General features: G+C 37.0%; 10 protein-coding genes, 21 tRNA genes and 2 rRNA genes (1 of these 33 cut by a window edge). 5 read left to right on the forward strand and 28 right to left on the reverse strand.

Translation table 11 applies throughout. The annotated features are described in order from the left end of the window. Positions 1–25: 25 nt before the first annotated feature. The 5 genes from D9842_RS14665 (at position 26) to D9842_RS14685 (ending at position 4,154) form a co-directional block, all read left to right on the forward strand. Positions 26–958: a 1,4-dihydroxy-2-naphthoate polyprenyltransferase gene (locus D9842_RS14665; RefSeq protein WP_121663160.1), complete on the forward strand. Its 933-nt coding sequence runs from the start codon at positions 26–28 to the stop codon at positions 956–958. Positions 959–1,081: 123 nt separating this feature from the next. Beyond that, entirely contained in the window at positions 1,082–1,837 is a 756-nt protein-coding gene (locus D9842_RS14670; protein WP_121663161.1) for a TraR/DksA C4-type zinc finger protein, read from the forward strand. A gap of 144 nt (positions 1,838–1,981) precedes the next feature. Beyond that, positions 1,982–2,953, forward strand: a complete 972-nt coding sequence (locus D9842_RS14675) for a bile acid:sodium symporter family protein (protein WP_121663162.1) — start codon at positions 1,982–1,984, stop codon at positions 2,951–2,953. A gap of 144 nt (positions 2,954–3,097) precedes the next feature. Then, positions 3,098–3,892 carry a TIGR00266 family protein gene (locus D9842_RS14680; RefSeq protein WP_121665075.1) on the forward strand — a complete coding sequence of 265 codons (795 nt, stop codon included), beginning with the start codon at positions 3,098–3,100 and terminating at the stop codon, positions 3,890–3,892. After that, complete coding sequence (locus D9842_RS14685) at positions 3,879–4,154, forward strand: hypothetical protein (protein ID WP_121663163.1); 276 nt, start codon at positions 3,879–3,881, stop codon at positions 4,152–4,154. Before D9842_RS14680 ends, D9842_RS14685 begins: the two co-directional genes overlap by 14 nt. 517 nt (positions 4,155–4,671) lie before the next feature. Here D9842_RS14685 and D9842_RS14690 read toward each other — a convergent pair. From D9842_RS14690 to D9842_RS14825, 28 genes are all read right to left on the reverse strand, one after another. After that, on the reverse strand, positions 4,672–7,077 hold the full coding sequence (locus D9842_RS14690; RefSeq protein WP_121663164.1) for a glycogen/starch/alpha-glucan phosphorylase: 2,406 nt from the start codon (positions 7,075–7,077) through the stop codon (positions 4,672–4,674). Beyond that, entirely contained in the window at positions 7,067–8,512 is a 1,446-nt protein-coding gene (glgA, locus tag D9842_RS14695) for a glycogen synthase GlgA (protein WP_121663165.1), read from the reverse strand. The genes D9842_RS14690 and glgA overlap by 11 nt, the downstream gene beginning before the upstream one ends. After that, positions 8,509–9,537, reverse strand: a complete 1,029-nt coding sequence (locus D9842_RS14700) for a GlgC family sugar phosphate nucleotidyltransferase (protein ID WP_121663166.1) — start codon at positions 9,535–9,537, stop codon at positions 8,509–8,511. Before D9842_RS14700 ends, glgA begins: the two co-directional genes overlap by 4 nt. Positions 9,538–9,689: 152 nt before the next feature. Further along, on the reverse strand, positions 9,690–10,856 hold the full coding sequence (locus D9842_RS14705) for a glucose-1-phosphate adenylyltransferase (protein WP_121663167.1): 1,167 nt from the start codon (positions 10,854–10,856) through the stop codon (positions 9,690–9,692). Beyond that, entirely contained in the window at positions 10,813–12,735 is a 1,923-nt protein-coding gene (gene glgB / locus D9842_RS14710) for a 1,4-alpha-glucan branching enzyme (protein WP_121665076.1), read from the reverse strand. The genes D9842_RS14705 and glgB overlap by 44 nt, the downstream gene beginning before the upstream one ends. Positions 12,736–13,378: 643 nt before the next feature. Next, a tRNA-Glu gene (locus D9842_RS14715) sits at positions 13,379–13,450 on the reverse strand. Positions 13,451–13,467: 17 nt separating this feature from the next. Continuing rightward, positions 13,468–13,558, reverse strand: a tRNA-Ser gene (locus D9842_RS14720). 4 nt (positions 13,559–13,562) lie between these two features. Then, positions 13,563–13,637 (reverse strand) — tRNA-Asn (locus D9842_RS14725). A 14-nt stretch (positions 13,638–13,651) separates the two neighbouring features. Then, positions 13,652–13,728 (reverse strand) — tRNA-Ile (locus D9842_RS14730). A gap of 6 nt (positions 13,729–13,734) precedes the next feature. Beyond that, positions 13,735–13,808 (reverse strand) — tRNA-Gly (locus tag D9842_RS14735). A gap of 5 nt (positions 13,809–13,813) precedes the next feature. After that, positions 13,814–13,889 (reverse strand) — tRNA-His (locus D9842_RS14740). 18 nt (positions 13,890–13,907) lie between these two features. Continuing rightward, a tRNA-Phe gene (locus tag D9842_RS14745) sits at positions 13,908–13,983 on the reverse strand. Positions 13,984–14,163: 180 nt separating this feature from the next. Continuing rightward, a tRNA-Asp gene (locus D9842_RS14750) sits at positions 14,164–14,240 on the reverse strand. Between the two features lie 55 nt (positions 14,241–14,295). Further along, positions 14,296–14,372 (reverse strand) — tRNA-Met (locus D9842_RS14755). A gap of 23 nt (positions 14,373–14,395) precedes the next feature. Next, positions 14,396–14,488, reverse strand: a tRNA-Ser gene (locus D9842_RS14760). A 10-nt stretch (positions 14,489–14,498) separates the two neighbouring features. Further along, positions 14,499–14,575, reverse strand: a tRNA-Ile gene (locus D9842_RS14765). Positions 14,576–14,605: 30 nt separating this feature from the next. Then, positions 14,606–14,682 (reverse strand) — tRNA-Met (locus tag D9842_RS14770). A 22-nt stretch (positions 14,683–14,704) separates the two neighbouring features. After that, positions 14,705–14,780 (reverse strand) — tRNA-Ala (locus D9842_RS14775). 22 nt (positions 14,781–14,802) lie between these two features. Continuing rightward, positions 14,803–14,879: transfer RNA gene (locus tag D9842_RS14780), tRNA-Pro, on the reverse strand. Positions 14,880–14,983: 104 nt separating this feature from the next. Beyond that, positions 14,984–15,060, reverse strand: a tRNA-Arg gene (locus D9842_RS14785). A 64-nt stretch (positions 15,061–15,124) separates the two neighbouring features. After that, positions 15,125–15,213: transfer RNA gene (locus tag D9842_RS14790), tRNA-Leu, on the reverse strand. Between the two features lie 8 nt (positions 15,214–15,221). After that, positions 15,222–15,296: transfer RNA gene (locus tag D9842_RS14795), tRNA-Gly, on the reverse strand. Positions 15,297–15,311: 15 nt separating this feature from the next. Next, a tRNA-Leu gene (locus D9842_RS14800) sits at positions 15,312–15,397 on the reverse strand. A 12-nt stretch (positions 15,398–15,409) separates the two neighbouring features. Next, positions 15,410–15,485, reverse strand: a tRNA-Lys gene (locus D9842_RS14805). Positions 15,486–15,667: 182 nt separating this feature from the next. Then, a tRNA-Thr gene (locus D9842_RS14810) sits at positions 15,668–15,743 on the reverse strand. A 197-nt stretch (positions 15,744–15,940) separates the two neighbouring features. Beyond that, a tRNA-Val gene (locus D9842_RS14815) sits at positions 15,941–16,016 on the reverse strand. Between the two features lie 5 nt (positions 16,017–16,021). Beyond that, positions 16,022–16,137, reverse strand: a 5S ribosomal RNA gene (gene rrf, locus D9842_RS14820). A gap of 265 nt (positions 16,138–16,402) precedes the next feature. Next, positions 16,403–16,444: ribosomal RNA gene (locus D9842_RS14825) — 23S ribosomal RNA — on the reverse strand (it continues 2,908 nt past the right edge of the window).

Genomic DNA, 16,444 nt, shown 5'->3' on the forward strand with positions numbered 1-16,444 from the left:
TTTTGCTAAAAAAAGGAGAGATATTATGCAACCTCAGACAACGCCACATGCTCCTATGATTAAAAAGGACAAAGGCTGGAGAGTTTGGTGGATGCTATTAAGACCGCATACACTATCTGCAGCATTTATTCCTGTTACAATTGGGACTGTGTTAGCTTTGCATGAAGGATCAATAAAGCTCTCATTATTCATAGCCATGCTTGTAGCTTCTATTTTAATTCAAGCAGCAACAAATATGTTTAATGAGTATTTTGATTATAAACGTGGTTTAGACAATGAATCATCTGTTGGTATAGGTGGTGCCATCGTTAGAAATGGAATAAAGGCAAACACTGTTTTAACATTAGGTTTTTCATTTTTTGGTATTGCCACATTATTAGGTGTTTACATTTGTATGATGTCCACTTGGTGGATTGCTGTTATAGGAATAGTATGTATGCTAGCTGGGTATTTTTATACAGGAGGCCCTGTTCCAATTGCCTATACGCCATTTGGTGAAATTGTTGCCGGCTTTTTTATGGGAAATGTTATTGTATTAATTGCCTATTTTATTCAAACTGAGACACTTTCATTAGGCAGCATACTTTTATCCATTCCTATTGCGATCTTAATTGCAGCTATTTTAACTGCGAACAATATTCGAGATTTAGATGGTGATAAAGAAAATGGCAGAAAAACACTTGCCATTTTACTAGGAAGAAAGAACTCCATTCGTTTTTTAGCTGGTATGTTTATTACAGCATATTTCATTGTATTTGTACTACTTATTGTAGGTTTAGCACCGGCTTGGGCATTGCTCGTATTAATTAGTGTTCCTAAAGCATATTCTGCAGTAAAACAATTTATTGGGAAATCAGCTCCAATTGAAATGATGCCCGCAATGAAAGCAACTGCTCAAACAAATGTACAATTTGGCTTCTTATTAGCATTAGGTTTATTTGTCAGTCTTTACTTATAATTATTTCTTAACACGGTATGTTCAAATACCGTGTTTTTTTGTGCAATTTTAACAATCATGTTTTCCTCCTGACTGCTCATAATAGGTATAGAAACATTTATTTAAGGAAGGAGCGTGGATGGCATGCTAAGTTCACAACAAGTAGAGACCTTCCGTTCACAGCTAAACGAAATGAAAAAAGAGATAAAAGATCGCTTCGAGATGAATGGTCACTTTGGTCTTGAAGAAGGTCATTGGCATGAATCAATGGGGGAACTCTCAAGTTATGACAATCATCCAGCAGATGATGCAACAGAATTATATGAAAGAGAGAAAGATATTGCCTTAAATGAACATACAGAAGAACAATTATTAGATATTGAAAGAGCTCTTCAAGCGATCGACAATGGTTCTTATGGTAAATGTGAAGTTTGTGGAATTGATATACCTGTTGAAAGACTTGATGCAATTCCAACAGCTACTACCTGTAAAGAACATGCACCTGAACAGGTTGTTTCACATAATCGCCCAATAGAAGAAGGAGTTTTAATGCCTCCTTTCGGAAAATTTGATTATGATGATCAAGATGAGAACGTAGCATTTGATGCAGAAGATGCTTATCAAATTGTAAATAGTTACGGATCATCTGAAACTCCATCTGATTTTTATGATCCACAGGATCACTACAATGATGTATATATGGAATCAAATGACCCTGATGGATATGTTGAGGCTTATGAAAACTTTGTCGGCACTGATATAGAAGGAAAAGAAATTACCATATACCCATCAAATCAACATCAGCAATATGAAGACATGCTAGATGAAGAAGGTACAATGACGATCTTTGGTGATTTACCTCCTTACGAGAAAGATCCTTATACAGAGGATGAGGTATAATATTAAAAACTCCCCATACATAGGGGAGTTTTTTTGTGTAAGGTTATCTTCCCTTTTACTTGAAATTTTTATAATAACCGATCCTAAATTATTGAATTTTTTGAATATATAGTTATATAATTTCAAAAAGGAGGTTGTATGAATATGCAAATTTTAGAAAAAATTAGTAAGGCTGCTGGAAACACTTTTGCAATTTGGGTCATTATTTTTGCTGTGTTAGCGTTTTTTATTCCTGGTGGCTTTACTTGGATTGCCCCTCATATTGCACTATTATTAGGTATTATCATGTTTGGAATGGGGCTAACTTTATCTCTGCAAGATTTTAAAGCAGTGTTTCAAGCACCAAAAAGTGTTCTATTAGGTGTTGTTGCACAGTTTACGATTATGCCTTTACTGGCTTTTTTACTTGCTACAGTTTTTCAGTTACAACCTGAAGTTGCTGTTGGAGTAATCTTGGTAGGCTGTTGTCCTGGTGGGACAGCATCTAATGTTATTACATTTTTAGCGAAAGGAAATACAGCATTATCTGTTGCTGTAACGTCAATTTCAACATTACTTGCACCAATTTTAACACCAGCTCTTACACTTTTGTTTGCTAGTAAATGGCTGCCGGTTTCTGCTGGTTCCTTATTTTTATCAATTGTTCAAATCGTACTCATTCCAATTATTTTAGGGATTGTTGTGAAGCTATTATTTAAAAAGCAAGTTGAAAAAAGTGTAACTGTTTTACCTCTAATATCTGTAATAGGAATTGTTGCGGTTGCTTCAGCTGTAGTTGCTGTGAATGCAGAGAAAATTGCAGAAACAGGTCTTTTAATCTTCACCATTGTTGTTCTACACAATTTACTAGGCCTTTTATTAGGATTTGTATTAGCAAAAGCATTAAAATTAAACTTTGCAGATCAAAAAGCTATCTCTATTGAAGTCGGTATGCAAAATTCCGGGCTTGGTGCAGCTTTAGCTGTTGCACATTTTTCCCCATTATCTGCCGTTCCAAGTGCGATTTTCAGTGTTTGGCATAATATATCAGGTCCTTTACTCGCTACATGGTGGGGGAAAAAAATGGAGCAAGAATCTCATTTAGAAATGACTACTGACAATTCAAAAAAGGCATAAAGATGAGGGGGGCATTCGTGCTCCCTTTCATTATGCCAAAATTTGCTTTTAATTTTTCTTCCAAAAATTACTTTAACTAGTAAAATAAAAGATAAGCAGGAATTTACCGCAAATAACCTGCTACTTACATATGGAGGGATCCTGATGAACGCTCATGAAATTGATTATGTTTTACATGGCGATGACATGCAATGTGTTGAAATTGAGTTAGATCCAAATGAAAGTGTTGTAGCTGAAGCTGGTGGCATGATGATGATGGAAGATGGCATCGATATGGAAACCATTTTTGGTGATGGGGACAACAACCAAAAAGGCTTTTTGGGTAAGCTTGTTGGAGCTGGTAAACGTGTACTCACAGGCGAGAGTTTATTTATGACGGTATTTACAAACAAAGGTGTTGGTAAAAAGCGTGTCTCGTTTGCGGCGCCTTATCCTGGTAAAATCATACCTATTGATTTAAGTGAGCTTGGTGGAAAAATTATTTGTCAAAAAGATTCCTTCCTTTGTGCAGCAAAAGGTGTATCAATTGGGATTGATTTTCAGAAGAAGCTTGGGACTGGTTTTTTTGGTGGAGAAGGTTTTATTATGCAGAAGCTTGAAGGAGATGGTCTTAGCTTTTTACATGCAGGAGGAACCATTATCCGCCGTGATCTTCAACCTGGAGAGAAATTAAGAATTGACACAGGTTGCCTAGTCGCTTTATCAAAAGAAGTTGATTATAATATTGAATATGTTGGAAAAGTAAAAACTGCGTTCTTCGGTGGAGAAGGTTTATTCTTTGCTACTGTACAAGGACCAGGAACAGTTTGGGTTCAAACTTTACCATTCAGCCGCTTAGCAGATCGAGTGATTGCAAGTGCACCATCTGCTGGTGGAGAAGCTCGTGGTGAAGGCAGTATACTTGGCGGTTTAGGTCGATTTTTAGATGGTGATCGATGATAAAACCTATAAATTAAATATGCTGTTATTTATAGTAACGGGTTCAGTTTTGAAAGATAAAATACGAATAAACATTGCTTTTCGTATAGCAATGTTTATTCGTACTCAGCAAATCAAGAAAAATGCTTGGAGACATATATGCTCCAAGCATTTTTTATACCAAAAAAAGCACTCAATTAAGCGATTTCCAATCTTTAAAAATCACCAGGAAATAAGCGGAGAAATTCCTCTTAGTGAGGAAATACCAAGAAAAATTGACTAAATAGAAGGAAAGATTACGCCTATTTAATCAAAAAACCTGAAAATGGATCATTTCACTTTGCTTAAGCGGAGTAACTCCGCTTATATCCCCCAAACCGAATCCCATTCTTTAGTCTAACCGGAAAAACTCCGCCTATTTAAACTTTCGGTTACTCAATTGAGGATAAGCAAGAAGAGTTGCTTTATTTTCCGCCTCTGAGACATCATCACCCACGCCCTGGTAATTAAATATCATTTTTAGCAGACAGACAAATGAATAAAATTGAGCTCGCGCATTTTCATGCTGCCCAAACTTATATCACCATGTTAAAAGGGGGGCAAAATTTCGGGCGTATTTACCGCCACTATCCACTTTATAAAACTCCATTTTATTAGGCTAAAAAGAAGCAGTCTTATTCAGTTGCTAATAAGACTGCTAATTGGTGTTAGTATTTACATTCGGAAACAGATGCCGTTACTACTATTGTCATAACCTTTTTTCTTGGGCAAAGAAGATTTGATTCAACAAACCCTTTTCTTTACATTTTCACTCCAAGCGGCTCAATATTCCAAATTCCTTCAGCATACTGCGAAATGGTTCTGTCACTTGAAAAGAAGCCTGAATGTGAAACGTTTATTAATGCTTGCTCCAGCCATTTTTCTCGGTTTTGATAAGCTATTCCGACCTTTTCTTGTATATCAATATAAGAGGCAAAATCACGCAAAACAAAATATTGGTCATTTTGGACGAGTAAGGAATCAGCAATTGACTCAAATTCTCCTTCATCCTCTGAGAAAAACCCATTCGTTAATTGATTGATAACTTGTCGAATTCTTAAATCATGATGATAATATTCCATTGATCGATAACGGCCGTTTTCTTCGTACTTGAGCACCTCTTGTGCAGTTAGACCAAAGGTAAAAATATTATCTTTACCAATCTCCTCCATTATCTCAATGTTTGCACCATCTAATGTCCCGACTGTTAAAGCACCATTCATCATAAATTTCATATTTCCTGTACCAGATGCCTCTTTGCTTGCAGTCGAAATCTGTTCACTAACATCTGCAGCTGGGAAGATATCCTCTGCCAGTGAAACACGATAATTTTCCATAAATACAACCTTTATAACCTGCGAAACTCTTGGGTCATTGTTTACTTTATCAGCTAAGGAATGAATAAGCTTTATAACCTTCTTTGCATAATAATACGTTGGAGATGCTTTTGCTCCAAAAATAAATGTACGAGGCTGTATAACATAATTAGGATCTTCTTTTATTCGATTGTATAAATACATAATATGAAGAACATTTAATAATTGTCTTTTATATGCATGTAATCTTTTAACTTGAACATCAAAAATAGAATCAATGTCTACAAGAATCCCATTTTTTTCTGCTATTTTCTTAGCTAGTATTTCCTTACGTTTTCTTTTCACCTGTGCAAACTGTTCTTTTACTGTTGGATGATAAACATGTCTCTTTAAATCTATTAATTTTTCAGGCTGTTTTACCCAATCCTCACCAATCGTTTCTTTAATTAAGTTTGTTAATTCAGGATTTGCTTTAAGCAGCCATCTTCTATGTGTAATCCCGTTTGTTTTGTTATTGAATTTTTCGGGATAAACCTCATAGAAAGATTTCATTTCCCTATTTTTTAAAATATCGGAGTGGATTTTGGCTACCCCGTTAATACTATTACTCCCAACTATCGCGAGGTGAGCCATTTTTACAAGGCCGTGAGCAATAATGGCCATATGCTCAATACGTTGCCATTCTCCCGGATATCGATCCCAGAGCTCTGCACAAAATCTCTCATTAATTTCTTCTATGATCATATAAATTCTAGGAAGTAATGGCTTAAACAAATAAATTGGCCATTTCTCTAGTGCTTCCGCTAAGATCGTATGATTTGTATAGGACACTGTATTTGTTGTTACATGCCATGCTTCATTCCAAGTTAATCCTTCAATATCAACTAATATTCTCATTAATTCAGGGATAGCCAAAGCAGGATGTGTATCATTTATATGAATTGCCACGTAATGATGGAGTTCTCTAATGTTAGAATTCTCTTTTTTAAACGACTGAATGATACTTTGTAAACTTGAAGACACAAGGAAGTACTGCTGTTTTAACCTCAAAATTTTGCCCTCATCATGTGTATCATCAGGATAAAGGAAATCTGTAATTGCCTCAGTATCTCTCTTATAAGATAAAACATCTTGATTTGGACCAAATGAGGCAGGCTCTGCATTCCAAAGCCTCAACGTATTAACGGTATCGACCTGGTAGCCAACAACAGGCATATCATAAGGAACGGCTAACACCTTTTGTTCTCCTACATGCTTAAAAATGAGAGAATTTCCTTCATAACTTGATTCTATTCTGCCCCAGAATGAGACCTCAACAGCTTGATCAGGCTTCCGTACTTCCCACACATTTCCATGTCGTAACCATTGCTCCGGGAGCTCAACTTGATATCCATCCACTATTTTTTGGTCGAATAGTCCGTGTTTATACCTAAGTCCATATCCATGACCAGGAAGATTTAATGTAGCCAATGAATCTAAAAAGCATGCTGCTAATCTTCCTAATCCACCGTTTCCTAGAGCTGGGTCTGACTCACACTCTTCTATTTCATTTAAGTGAATATTAAGCTCTGCCAGACCCTCCTCAACAACCTCTTTAATTCCTAGGTTTAATAAGTTTTGACAAAGTAAGCGACCTAAGAGGAATTCAATTGATAAATAATATACTTGCTTTTTATTCTCAGCTCGGTAAAGCTCGTTCGTATCAATCCATTTAGAGCTAATATATTCTCTTACCATATTCCCTAATGTAAAGTACTGATCACGTCTAGTTGATTCCTCAAAGCCTTTGCCACACATACTTTCAAGCCTTTTTAAAAAGCTTTTTTTAAATGAATCTTTATTAGAGAACATGCTCTTCACTCCCAGTGATCAATTCAGTGTAAAGCTGCTTATATTTTAATGCTGATTGGCTCCAACTATAATCTTGTGTCATGGCAGTATTGACGATCTTTTGCCAAACCTCATCTTGGTGATAATACTCAATAGCGCGATTTATTGAATACAACATATCATGGGCATTAAAATGACTAAACGTAAATCCATTACCTTCTTTTAACTCTTCCTGAAAAGGAAACACTGTGTCATTTAATCCGCCCGTTTCCCGGACAATTGGAATAGTCCCATATCTTAGAGCAATTAACTGCCCCAAACCACATGGTTCAAATTTTGATGGCATTAAAAATAAATCGGAGCCGGCATAAATTTGATGTGCAAGTTTCTCATCAAATCCTATGTATGCTTTAAACTTTGTCGGATAAACCCATTCCATATGCTTAAAATAATCTTCAAATTCTTTTTCTCCTGTACCAAGAATGATCACCTGAACATCCTTAGCTAATACCTCATCCAAAACACGTTTAACTAAATCTAAACCTTTTTGCTTCGTTAACCTAGTTACCATTGAAATAATTGGTGTATCTTTACTCTCAGTTAACCCAAAAGCAGCTTGTAGGGCAGCTTTATTCTCCGCTTTTTTTATGAGTGTTTCCGGTGTAAACTGTGAATGAATATTTTCATCTGTTTCAGGATTATAAACTGTATCATCAATGCCATTTAAAATTCCTAAAAGAGAAGTATTTCGGGATCTTAATAGACCATCCAGCCTTTCTCCATAGTAGGCTGTCTGGATTTCCTCTTTATAAGTTGGACTAACAGTTGTTATAAAATCTGATGAGATAATTGCTGCCTTCATAAAGCTAATATCTCCATAAAATTCTAGGTTTTTAAAGTCTTCATCCCCTAGATTTAAAAGATCGTGGAGAATACTGTATGGAAATACACCTTGAAATTGGAGATTATGGATCGTAAACACCGTTTTTATTTCCTCGTAAAAAGGTTTCTCTCTATATTCTTTTTGTAATAAATAACTAATCATTCCTGTATGCCAATCATGTGAATGTATGATGTCAGGCTGAAAATCAATAGCTTCTAATGTTTCTAGTACTGCTCTACAAAAGAATGAGAAGCGCTCACCATCATCATAATGTCCATACAAAGAATCACGATAAAAATAATATTCATGATCCAAGAAATAATACGTAATTCCATCAACCTCTAATTTTTCAATTCCACAATACTGCTGTCTCCATCCAACCGGAACAATGATTTCATGTATTTTCGTCATCTTTTCACGATAAGACTCTGATATTAAAGAATATTTGGGAAGAATGACTCTAATGTCAGCTCCTAGTTTTTTTAATTCCTTTGGTAATGCACCTGCAACATCAGCTAATCCTCCTGATTTTACAAAAGGTACACATTCTGAAACAGCAAATAATACTTTCACGAGTTCATCATCGCTCCTTGAATGGTTCTTTTTCTTAGTATCGTTGGCTCTAAATGTGATCCACTTAATTTAGAATAGTCCAATACTTTTACATCTTTATCTGTAATCATATTCTCTAGTACACAGTTCTCTCCAATATTTGTCTTTTGCATAACGACACTATTTTTAATGACTGTATCTTTTCCGATATGAACGCCTCTAAAAATAATACTATTTTCCACATAACCTTCTATTTTACATCCATTAGCAATTAAGGAATTCTTCACAACTGCATTTTTTCCATATTTGGTTGGTGGCTCATCTTTGGCTTTGGTTAAAATCGGTCGGTTTTTCATGAAAATTTCTTTCCATATAGCTGGGTTAAGCATTTCCATACTATGTTTATAATAGTTGGCTAATGAATCTATGACTGCGGCATAGCCACTAAATTCATAATCACAAATAGTGAAATTATGTTGATTTTCTATAATAACGTCAGCAAGTGTTTTGCAGCCGGTTTTTTCTTTATCCTGAATAAGATCAAGAAGAAGCTTTGTTGCCATAACATACATTTGTAAAGACTGACCATCTTTTCGAACCTCTGTTATATCACAGCCATTTTCAATATGACGACTTAATACCTTCTGAAAATCAATATTACAAACTGTATGACTATTGGTAATAACAGCATACTCCTGTTTACTTCTTAAAAAGAAATCAATGTGATCAGAAAATTGTCGGAAAGATCCAAATTCATCATATTCATTGTGTAAATGAGGAGATGGGAAGAAAAATAACCCATCTTTTTTACGATTTAGATCCCATTGTTTTCCAGATCCAATGTGATCCATTAGGGAGCGATAAGAATACTTAGGAAAAATAGCAACACTTTCAATCTCAGAATTTGTCATACTAGATAGAACAAAATCTATTAAACGATATCGACTACCAAAAGGAACTGCTGCTAATGAACGATGGATCGTTAAATCTTCAATTTCCGGTTTATATGCTGTAGCATCAATAACACCTAACATTTTATTACTCATTTCTTCCTTCTCCCCTTTTTGGAAAAGGTAAGGTCTTATGTTTCACATGCTGGAAATAATTAAAAAAGAATAAATGCAATGATAAAGAAAAAACATGCTAACATCTTAACCTTCCTACTTCCAATGTATTGTAGTCAGTTGATCTTTTTAAATTAGTTAACTTTGTTCTCTGTCAAGGATATGATTTCATCTATGATTTCCTCTGTAACAAGTAAAATTTCATCTGAATTCGTATCAGGACATATCACAGTACCATCTGGAATTTCTAATCCACATGGAACGATTGCATTTTCAATGTAGACATTTTCCCCGATTATAGTGTCAGGCATTAAGACCGTATTTTTTATTTTTGTATTTTTACCAACCGTAACTCCTTGGAATAAAACAGAATGATGAACATTTCCCATAATGACACAACCGTCGTTAACAAGAGAATCAGTTACTACCGCATTTTCAGCAATAAATTGAGGTGGATGATTAGAATTAACCGTGTAGATCTTCCAGTCTCGATCAAATAAATTTAGCTCCGACTCATCATTTAATAAATCCATATTCGCTTCCCAAAGACTCTTAACCGTTCCTACATCCTTCCAATATCCTTTAAAAGGATAAGCAACAACATTGCGTTTCTCTTCTAGTAATAAAGGAATAATATCTTTACCAAAATCATGACTTGAATATTGATTACGTTCATCCATCTCCAAGTATTCTTTTAAAAGTGACCATTTAAAAATATAAATTCCCATTGAGGCTAAATTATTTTTAGGATTAGCAGGTTTTTCATCGAATTCAACTACCTGCATTTTGTCATTGGTATTCATAATTCCAAATCGACTAGCCTCATCCCACGGCACTTCTATAACAGAAATTGAGGCATCAGCATTTTTATCAATATGATAGTCAAGCATTTTAGAATAATCCATTTTGTAGATATGATCTCCCGACAAAATTAGTACATATTCAGGATCATATTGTTTAATATAATTTATGTTTTGATAGATTGCGCTTGCTGTCCCTTTATACCACTTCATTTCAGAGGATTCAGAGTAAGGAGGAAGAACGGTTACCCCACCATTTTTACGATCTAAATCCCAAACACTTCCAATTCCTATATATGAATTTAGAACTAGTGGTTGATATTGTGTTAATACCCCTACAGTATCAATGCTTGAGTTGGTACAATTACTTAAAGTAAAATCTATGATCCTATATTTTCCACCAAACGGAACTGCCGGCTTTGCCAAATTTTTAGTAAGAGAGCTTAACCTGCTACCTTTACCCCCTGCTAGTAACATTGCTACGCATTGTTTTTTTCCCATTCTTATTCTCCCCTCTTTTTTTAACTGCACGTAGAATAACTGCTCCATACGGTGGAATTGTCATAGATAGATGATATGGCCTCCCATGAAACTCGCCTTCTATTGCCTTAAGATTCTTTTTGTTCAATTGATTTGAACCACCAAACTCTTCTGCATCACTATTTACAATCTCTACATATTCTGTGTCAATAGGAACCCCAATTTTGTAATCATAATAAACAATTGGTTTAAAGTTACAAACAACAACAAGCATTTCATTTTCTTTTTGTCCTTTTCGAATAAAAGAAAAAATACTTTGATCGCGGTTATCTGCATCTATCCACTCAAAACCTTCAAATGAATGGTCTACTTCAAACAATGACTTTTGCTTATTATAATTTGAGAGCAAATGCTTAAAATAGCTCCGCATTTTGTTATGCATCTCATAGTCTTCCAATATCCAATCAAGTTGCGCTAAATCCTTCCATTCATCATACTGACCAAATTCACCTCCCATAAAAAGGAGTTTCTTTCCAGGATGTGTAAACATATATGCATAAAGAAGCCTTAATTGGGCAAATTTTTGCCAATAATCACCCGGCATCTTATTTAATAATGATTTTTTTCCATGAACAACTTCGTCATGAGAAAAAGGTAAAATGAAGTTTTCTGAAAAAGCATATAAAAAGGAGAATGTAACTTTATGGTGGAGTTCATTTCTATTCTCTGGAGAGGCCTCCATATAAGAAAGAATATCGTTCATCCAACCCATATTCCATTTGTAGTTGAAGCCAAGACCACCTGACGAGGTTGGAGAGGTAACCATCGGCCAATCAGTTGAATCCTCAGCAATCATAAGTATATTCGGATCATTTGCAAATACTGCTTCATTAAGTTTTTTAATAAAGGAAACAGCATAAGGGTTTTCAACAAGTTCATTTGAATTTGGCCAATAGAGCATATTGGCGACTGCATCAACTCTAAACCCATCAATATGAAAATAATCCATCCAAAACAACGCGTTGGACACTAAGAAACTTTGTACTTCTGTTTTGCCTAAATCAAAATTTGCAGTACCCCAGATATAATTTTCACGGTCTTTTTCATTTGTGTACTCATACGTTGGAAGCCCGTCAAACATATATAATCCATGAGCATCTTTACAAAAATGACCTGGAACCCAATCAATGATGACACCAATATTTTCTTCATGACAAGCATTGATAAATGCCATAAAATCCTTTGGCGATCCAAAACGACTTGTAGCAGAATAATACCCTGTTCCTTGATATCCCCAAGAGCGATCATATGGATGTTCAATTATAGGTAAAAGCTCAATATGAGTGAATCCGTGTTCTATTACGTAAGGAATAAGCATCTCCGCCAGTTCAATGTAGCTATATAGCTCACCGTCCTCTTTTATTTTCCAAGAACCTAAGTGAACTTCATAAATAGCTAATGGACGATCATACACTTCTCTTAGCTTTCTCCTTCTTTGCCACTTTTGATCTGACCATTCAAACCCGGATAGATCATAAACAATCGATGCAGTATGAGGCCTTACTTCAGAATGAAAAGCATATGGGTCTGACTTAAGAAGCTTTTGACCAGTTGAAGTGTGTATTTCATATTTATAGATCTCACCCTCAGTAACTGTAGGAATAAATAAGCTCCATATCCCCTCCTCATTTAATTTCTTCATTTGATGTTCCTGACCGTTCCATTTGTTAAAATTCCCTACTACATTTACCTGTCTCGCATGTGGTGCCCAAACACAAAAGTTTGTACCCAGGACACCATTTTGTTCCTGTACATGAGCTCCTAAGAACCGGTAGCTTTCAAAAGACTGTCCTTCATGAAATAAATGAATATCAAAGTCTGATGGACACATGAGCATCACAGAATTCACCCTTCCTCTTATTATCTATGCTAAACATTCAAGACTTACAAATAATTCCCTTTAATGAAAACGTTCTTTTTTCCGACATAAACCAACAAGAGGATAACAATGCTTTTGTATTATTATTCTTTTAAAATGTAGACAAATAAAGCAGTTTGTTATCATAACTGACAATAATATAAGAAAACACTAGTGATTTAGGAAAAAATTTATGAGTTGAAAATAATATATTTTTAATGAAGGAAACCGTTTTACCTACTTAATGGGAGACTAATTACTCATAGAGGATGTTATATAAACAAAATAATTTTTTCGACTTTTTGTAGAATTTTGTTGAAAGAAATTTTCGCAGAGTTTGAAGGTATTTTAAAAAGCAAAAGGCTAAACAAAAGAATCATGTGTATGTTTTTTATAGGAAATGTTAGTAGAGATGAAAGGAATAAACATTATATTTTATATAATATTTATTAGGAGAATAATTGTTTTTCAACTAAGCATGTTTTGTAAATATAAGCATATTCAATAATAGGGAAATAGCAAATCTTTATAATTATAAGGATTTACTTAAAAGAAATGCTGCTTTATATTTGACTTCTATATTTCTAAAAAATAAAAAAGCACTGCAAAATTGCAGTGCTTTTAATGACCCATACGGGATTCGAACCCGTGTTACCGCCGTGAAAGGGCGGTGTCTTAACCGCTTGACCAATGGGCCTTAACAATATAATTTACTGGCGGAGAAGGAGGGATTTGAACCCTCGCGCCGCTTACGCGACCTACACCCTTAGCAGGGGCGCCTCTTCAGCCACTTGAGTACTTCCCCAATTTGGCTCCGCAGGTAGGACTCGAACCTACGACCGATCGGTTAACAGCCGATAGCTCTACCACTGAGCTACTGCGGATCAATAACATTTTATGGTGGGCCTAAATGGACTCGAACCATCGACCTCACGCTTATCAGGCGTGCGCTCTAACCAGCTGAGCTATAGGCCCATTTTTTGGAGCGGGTGAAGGGAATCGAACCCTCATCATCAGCTTGGAAGGCTGAGGTTTTACCACTAAACTACACCCGCAATAATGGGGCGACTGATGGGAATCGAACCCACGAATGTCGGAACCACAATCCGATGCGTTAACCACTTCGCCACAATCGCCATATTTCATTTTATAAGTGGTGGCTCGGGACGGAATCGAACCGCCGACACATGGATTTTCAGTCCATTGCTCTACCAACTGAGCTACCGAGCCAACATAATTTACGGCCTCCACTAAGCTTCGAATCTCTTCGTCAGCTCCCTCACTCACATCCTCACGTATAGTCATACGCTCCGGTGTTCGTTCACTCGCTTCCTCGACCTTCTCGCTTATTGAAACCCTTTTACTCTATACTTAGAGTCTGAGTTAACATTAGTATAAATTTTAAAATAATGGCGGTCCGGACGGGACTCGAACCCGCGACCTCCTGCGTGACAGGCAGGCATTCTAACCAACTGAACTACCGGACCAAAGTTTTTTCACGTAGTGAAAATAACTAACCTTAACATATATTTCTAATATGTTTGGTTGCGGGGACAGGATTTGAACCTGCGACCTTCGGGTTATGAGCCCGACGAGCTACCAGACTGCTCCACCCCGCGACAATAAAATATAAAAATAAATATGGAGGAGGAAAGGGGATTCGAACCCCTGCGGGCTTTGACACCCCTGTCGGTTTTCAAGACCGATCCCTTCAGCCGGACTTGGGTATTCCTCCTCAATTCAAATGGTGGACCTTGTAGGACTCGAACCTACGACCGGACGGTTATGAGCCGTCTGCTCTAACCAGCTGAGCTAAAGGTCCAATCAAATGCTTTGCAACTTAAACATAATATGGTAGCGGCGGAGGGAATCGAACCCACGACCTCACGGGTATGAACCGTACGCTCTAGCCAGCTGAGCTACACCGCCATGTTTTTAAAAAATTTATTATTGGTGGAGCCTAGCGGGATCGAACCGCTGACCTCCTGCGTGCAAAGCAGGCGCTCTCCCAGCTGAGCTAAGGCCCCATTTTAAATTTAGATCAATTAATGGTCGGGAAGACAGGATTCGAACCTGCGACCCCTTGGTCCCAAACCAAGTGCTCTACCAAGCTGAGCTACTTCCCGTTCTAGAATTCAGAGGTGGGATTTGGGAGGTCAGAGACTTTAGCGTTGCTTTAAAGCGAAAACGTAATTCTCGCTTCTGACTTCTGATTTCTCACTTCTATACTTGGCGCGCCCGAGAGGAGTCGAACCCCTAACCTTTTGATCCGTAGTCAAACGCTCTATCCAATTGAGCTACGGGCGCTAATAATCTAAATTAATCTATAAAAATTAAGGTAAGTTTTTTTCGCTAGCGCGCGAAAAAACTATGGTGCCGAGGACCGGAATCGAACCGGTACGGTAGTCACCTACCGCAGGATTTTAAGTCCTGTGCGTCTGCCAGTTCCGCCACCCCGGCACTATTATTGGAGCGGAAGACGGGATTCGAACCCGCGACCCCCACCTTGGCAAGGTGGTGTTCTACCACTGAACTACTTCCGCAACGTCATATTAAATTGGTGCGGGTGAAGGGACTTGAACCCCCACGTCACAAGGACACTAGATCCTAAGTCTAGCGCGTCTGCCAATTCCGCCACACCCGCAAGGTGTGTAAATGGTGAGCCATGAAGGACTCGAACCTTCGACCCTCTGATTAAAAGTCAGATGCTCTACCAACTGAGCTAATGGCTCATTTCATAATGAGTAATAATATTAAATTTATCTCTTGTTATAGACACCCAAATTTCAGTAAGCTTATTCAAGCTGCAGCTCAATTTGTGTGCTGATGTAAAGCTTCGACGCATATTCGTTCGTGCTCTACCAACTGAGCTAATGGCTCATTTTATAATGAGTTGTATTATTGATAATATGAATGGTGCCGGCGAGAGGACTTGAACCCCCAACCTACTGATTACAAGTCAGTTGCTCTACCAGTTGAGCTACACCGGCATTATTATAGATGTATAATTAAGTTTCATCTTACTTACCAGTCACCCAAATCTCAGAAAGATTATTCAAGTAGCAGCTCGATTTGTGTGCTGAAGCAGGAGCTTCGAAGCATATTCGATCGTGCTCTACCAGTTGAGCTACACCGGCATTATTGAATGTATAAATGGTGAGTTTTTTTCTTGCTAGCGAAAAAACTATGGTGGAGGATGACGGGATCGAACCGCCGACCCCCTGCTTGTAAGGCAGGTGCTCTCCCAGCTGAGCTAATCCTCCATTATACCTGGCAACGTCCTACTCTCACAGGGGGAAACCCCCAACTACCATCGGCGCTGAAGAGCTTAACTTCCGTGTTCGGCATGGGAACGGGTGTGACCTCTTCGCCATCATTACCAGATATCTATATGACTTTTAGCGACAAAATCTATTATATAATATTTCATCGAAAAATCAATATTTTTTTAAAAAGAAATTATATTCCTTCAAAACTAGATAACGATTCACAATTCAATTCACTCTACTGAGTTTACGCTCTTACTTTGTCCAGCTCCAGAAGCCAAATCCTACGGTAATTTCACTCTCTCGAAGAAGTCAAAGAACGACTTCATCTCGATCGCTCCAATTCCCTATGGATTTGAGCGGGCTTCTTCCGCTATTCTATTTAGGTTAAGTCCTCGATCGATTAGTATCAGTCAGCTCCACGT

The organism is Metabacillus litoralis (genome assembly GCF_003667825.1).
Lineage (GTDB): Bacteria > Bacillota > Bacilli > Bacillales > Bacillaceae > Metabacillus > Metabacillus litoralis_B.

Excerpts from the sequence above, each read along its gene's own strand:
- D9842_RS14665 (WP_121663160.1), top strand. The coding sequence starts at position 26 with ATGCAACCTCAGACAACGCCACATGCTCCTATGATTAAAAAGGACAAA.
- D9842_RS14670 (WP_121663161.1), top strand. The coding sequence starts at position 1,082 with ATGCTAAGTTCACAACAAGTAGAGACCTTCCGTTCACAGCTAAACGAA.
- D9842_RS14675 (WP_121663162.1), top strand. The coding sequence starts at position 1,982 with ATGCAAATTTTAGAAAAAATTAGTAAGGCTGCTGGAAACACTTTTGCA.
- D9842_RS14680 (WP_121665075.1), top strand. The coding sequence starts at position 3,098 with ATGAACGCTCATGAAATTGATTATGTTTTACATGGCGATGACATGCAA.
- D9842_RS14685 (WP_121663163.1), top strand. The coding sequence starts at position 3,879 with ATGGTGATCGATGATAAAACCTATAAATTAAATATGCTGTTATTTATA.
- D9842_RS14690 (WP_121663164.1), bottom strand. The coding sequence starts at position 7,077 with ATGTTCTCTAATAAAGATTCATTTAAAAAAAGCTTTTTAAAAAGGCTT.
- D9842_RS14700 (WP_121663166.1), bottom strand. The coding sequence starts at position 9,537 with ATGAGTAATAAAATGTTAGGTGTTATTGATGCTACAGCATATAAACCG.
- D9842_RS14705 (WP_121663167.1), bottom strand. The coding sequence starts at position 10,856 with ATGGGAAAAAAACAATGCGTAGCAATGTTACTAGCAGGGGGTAAAGGT.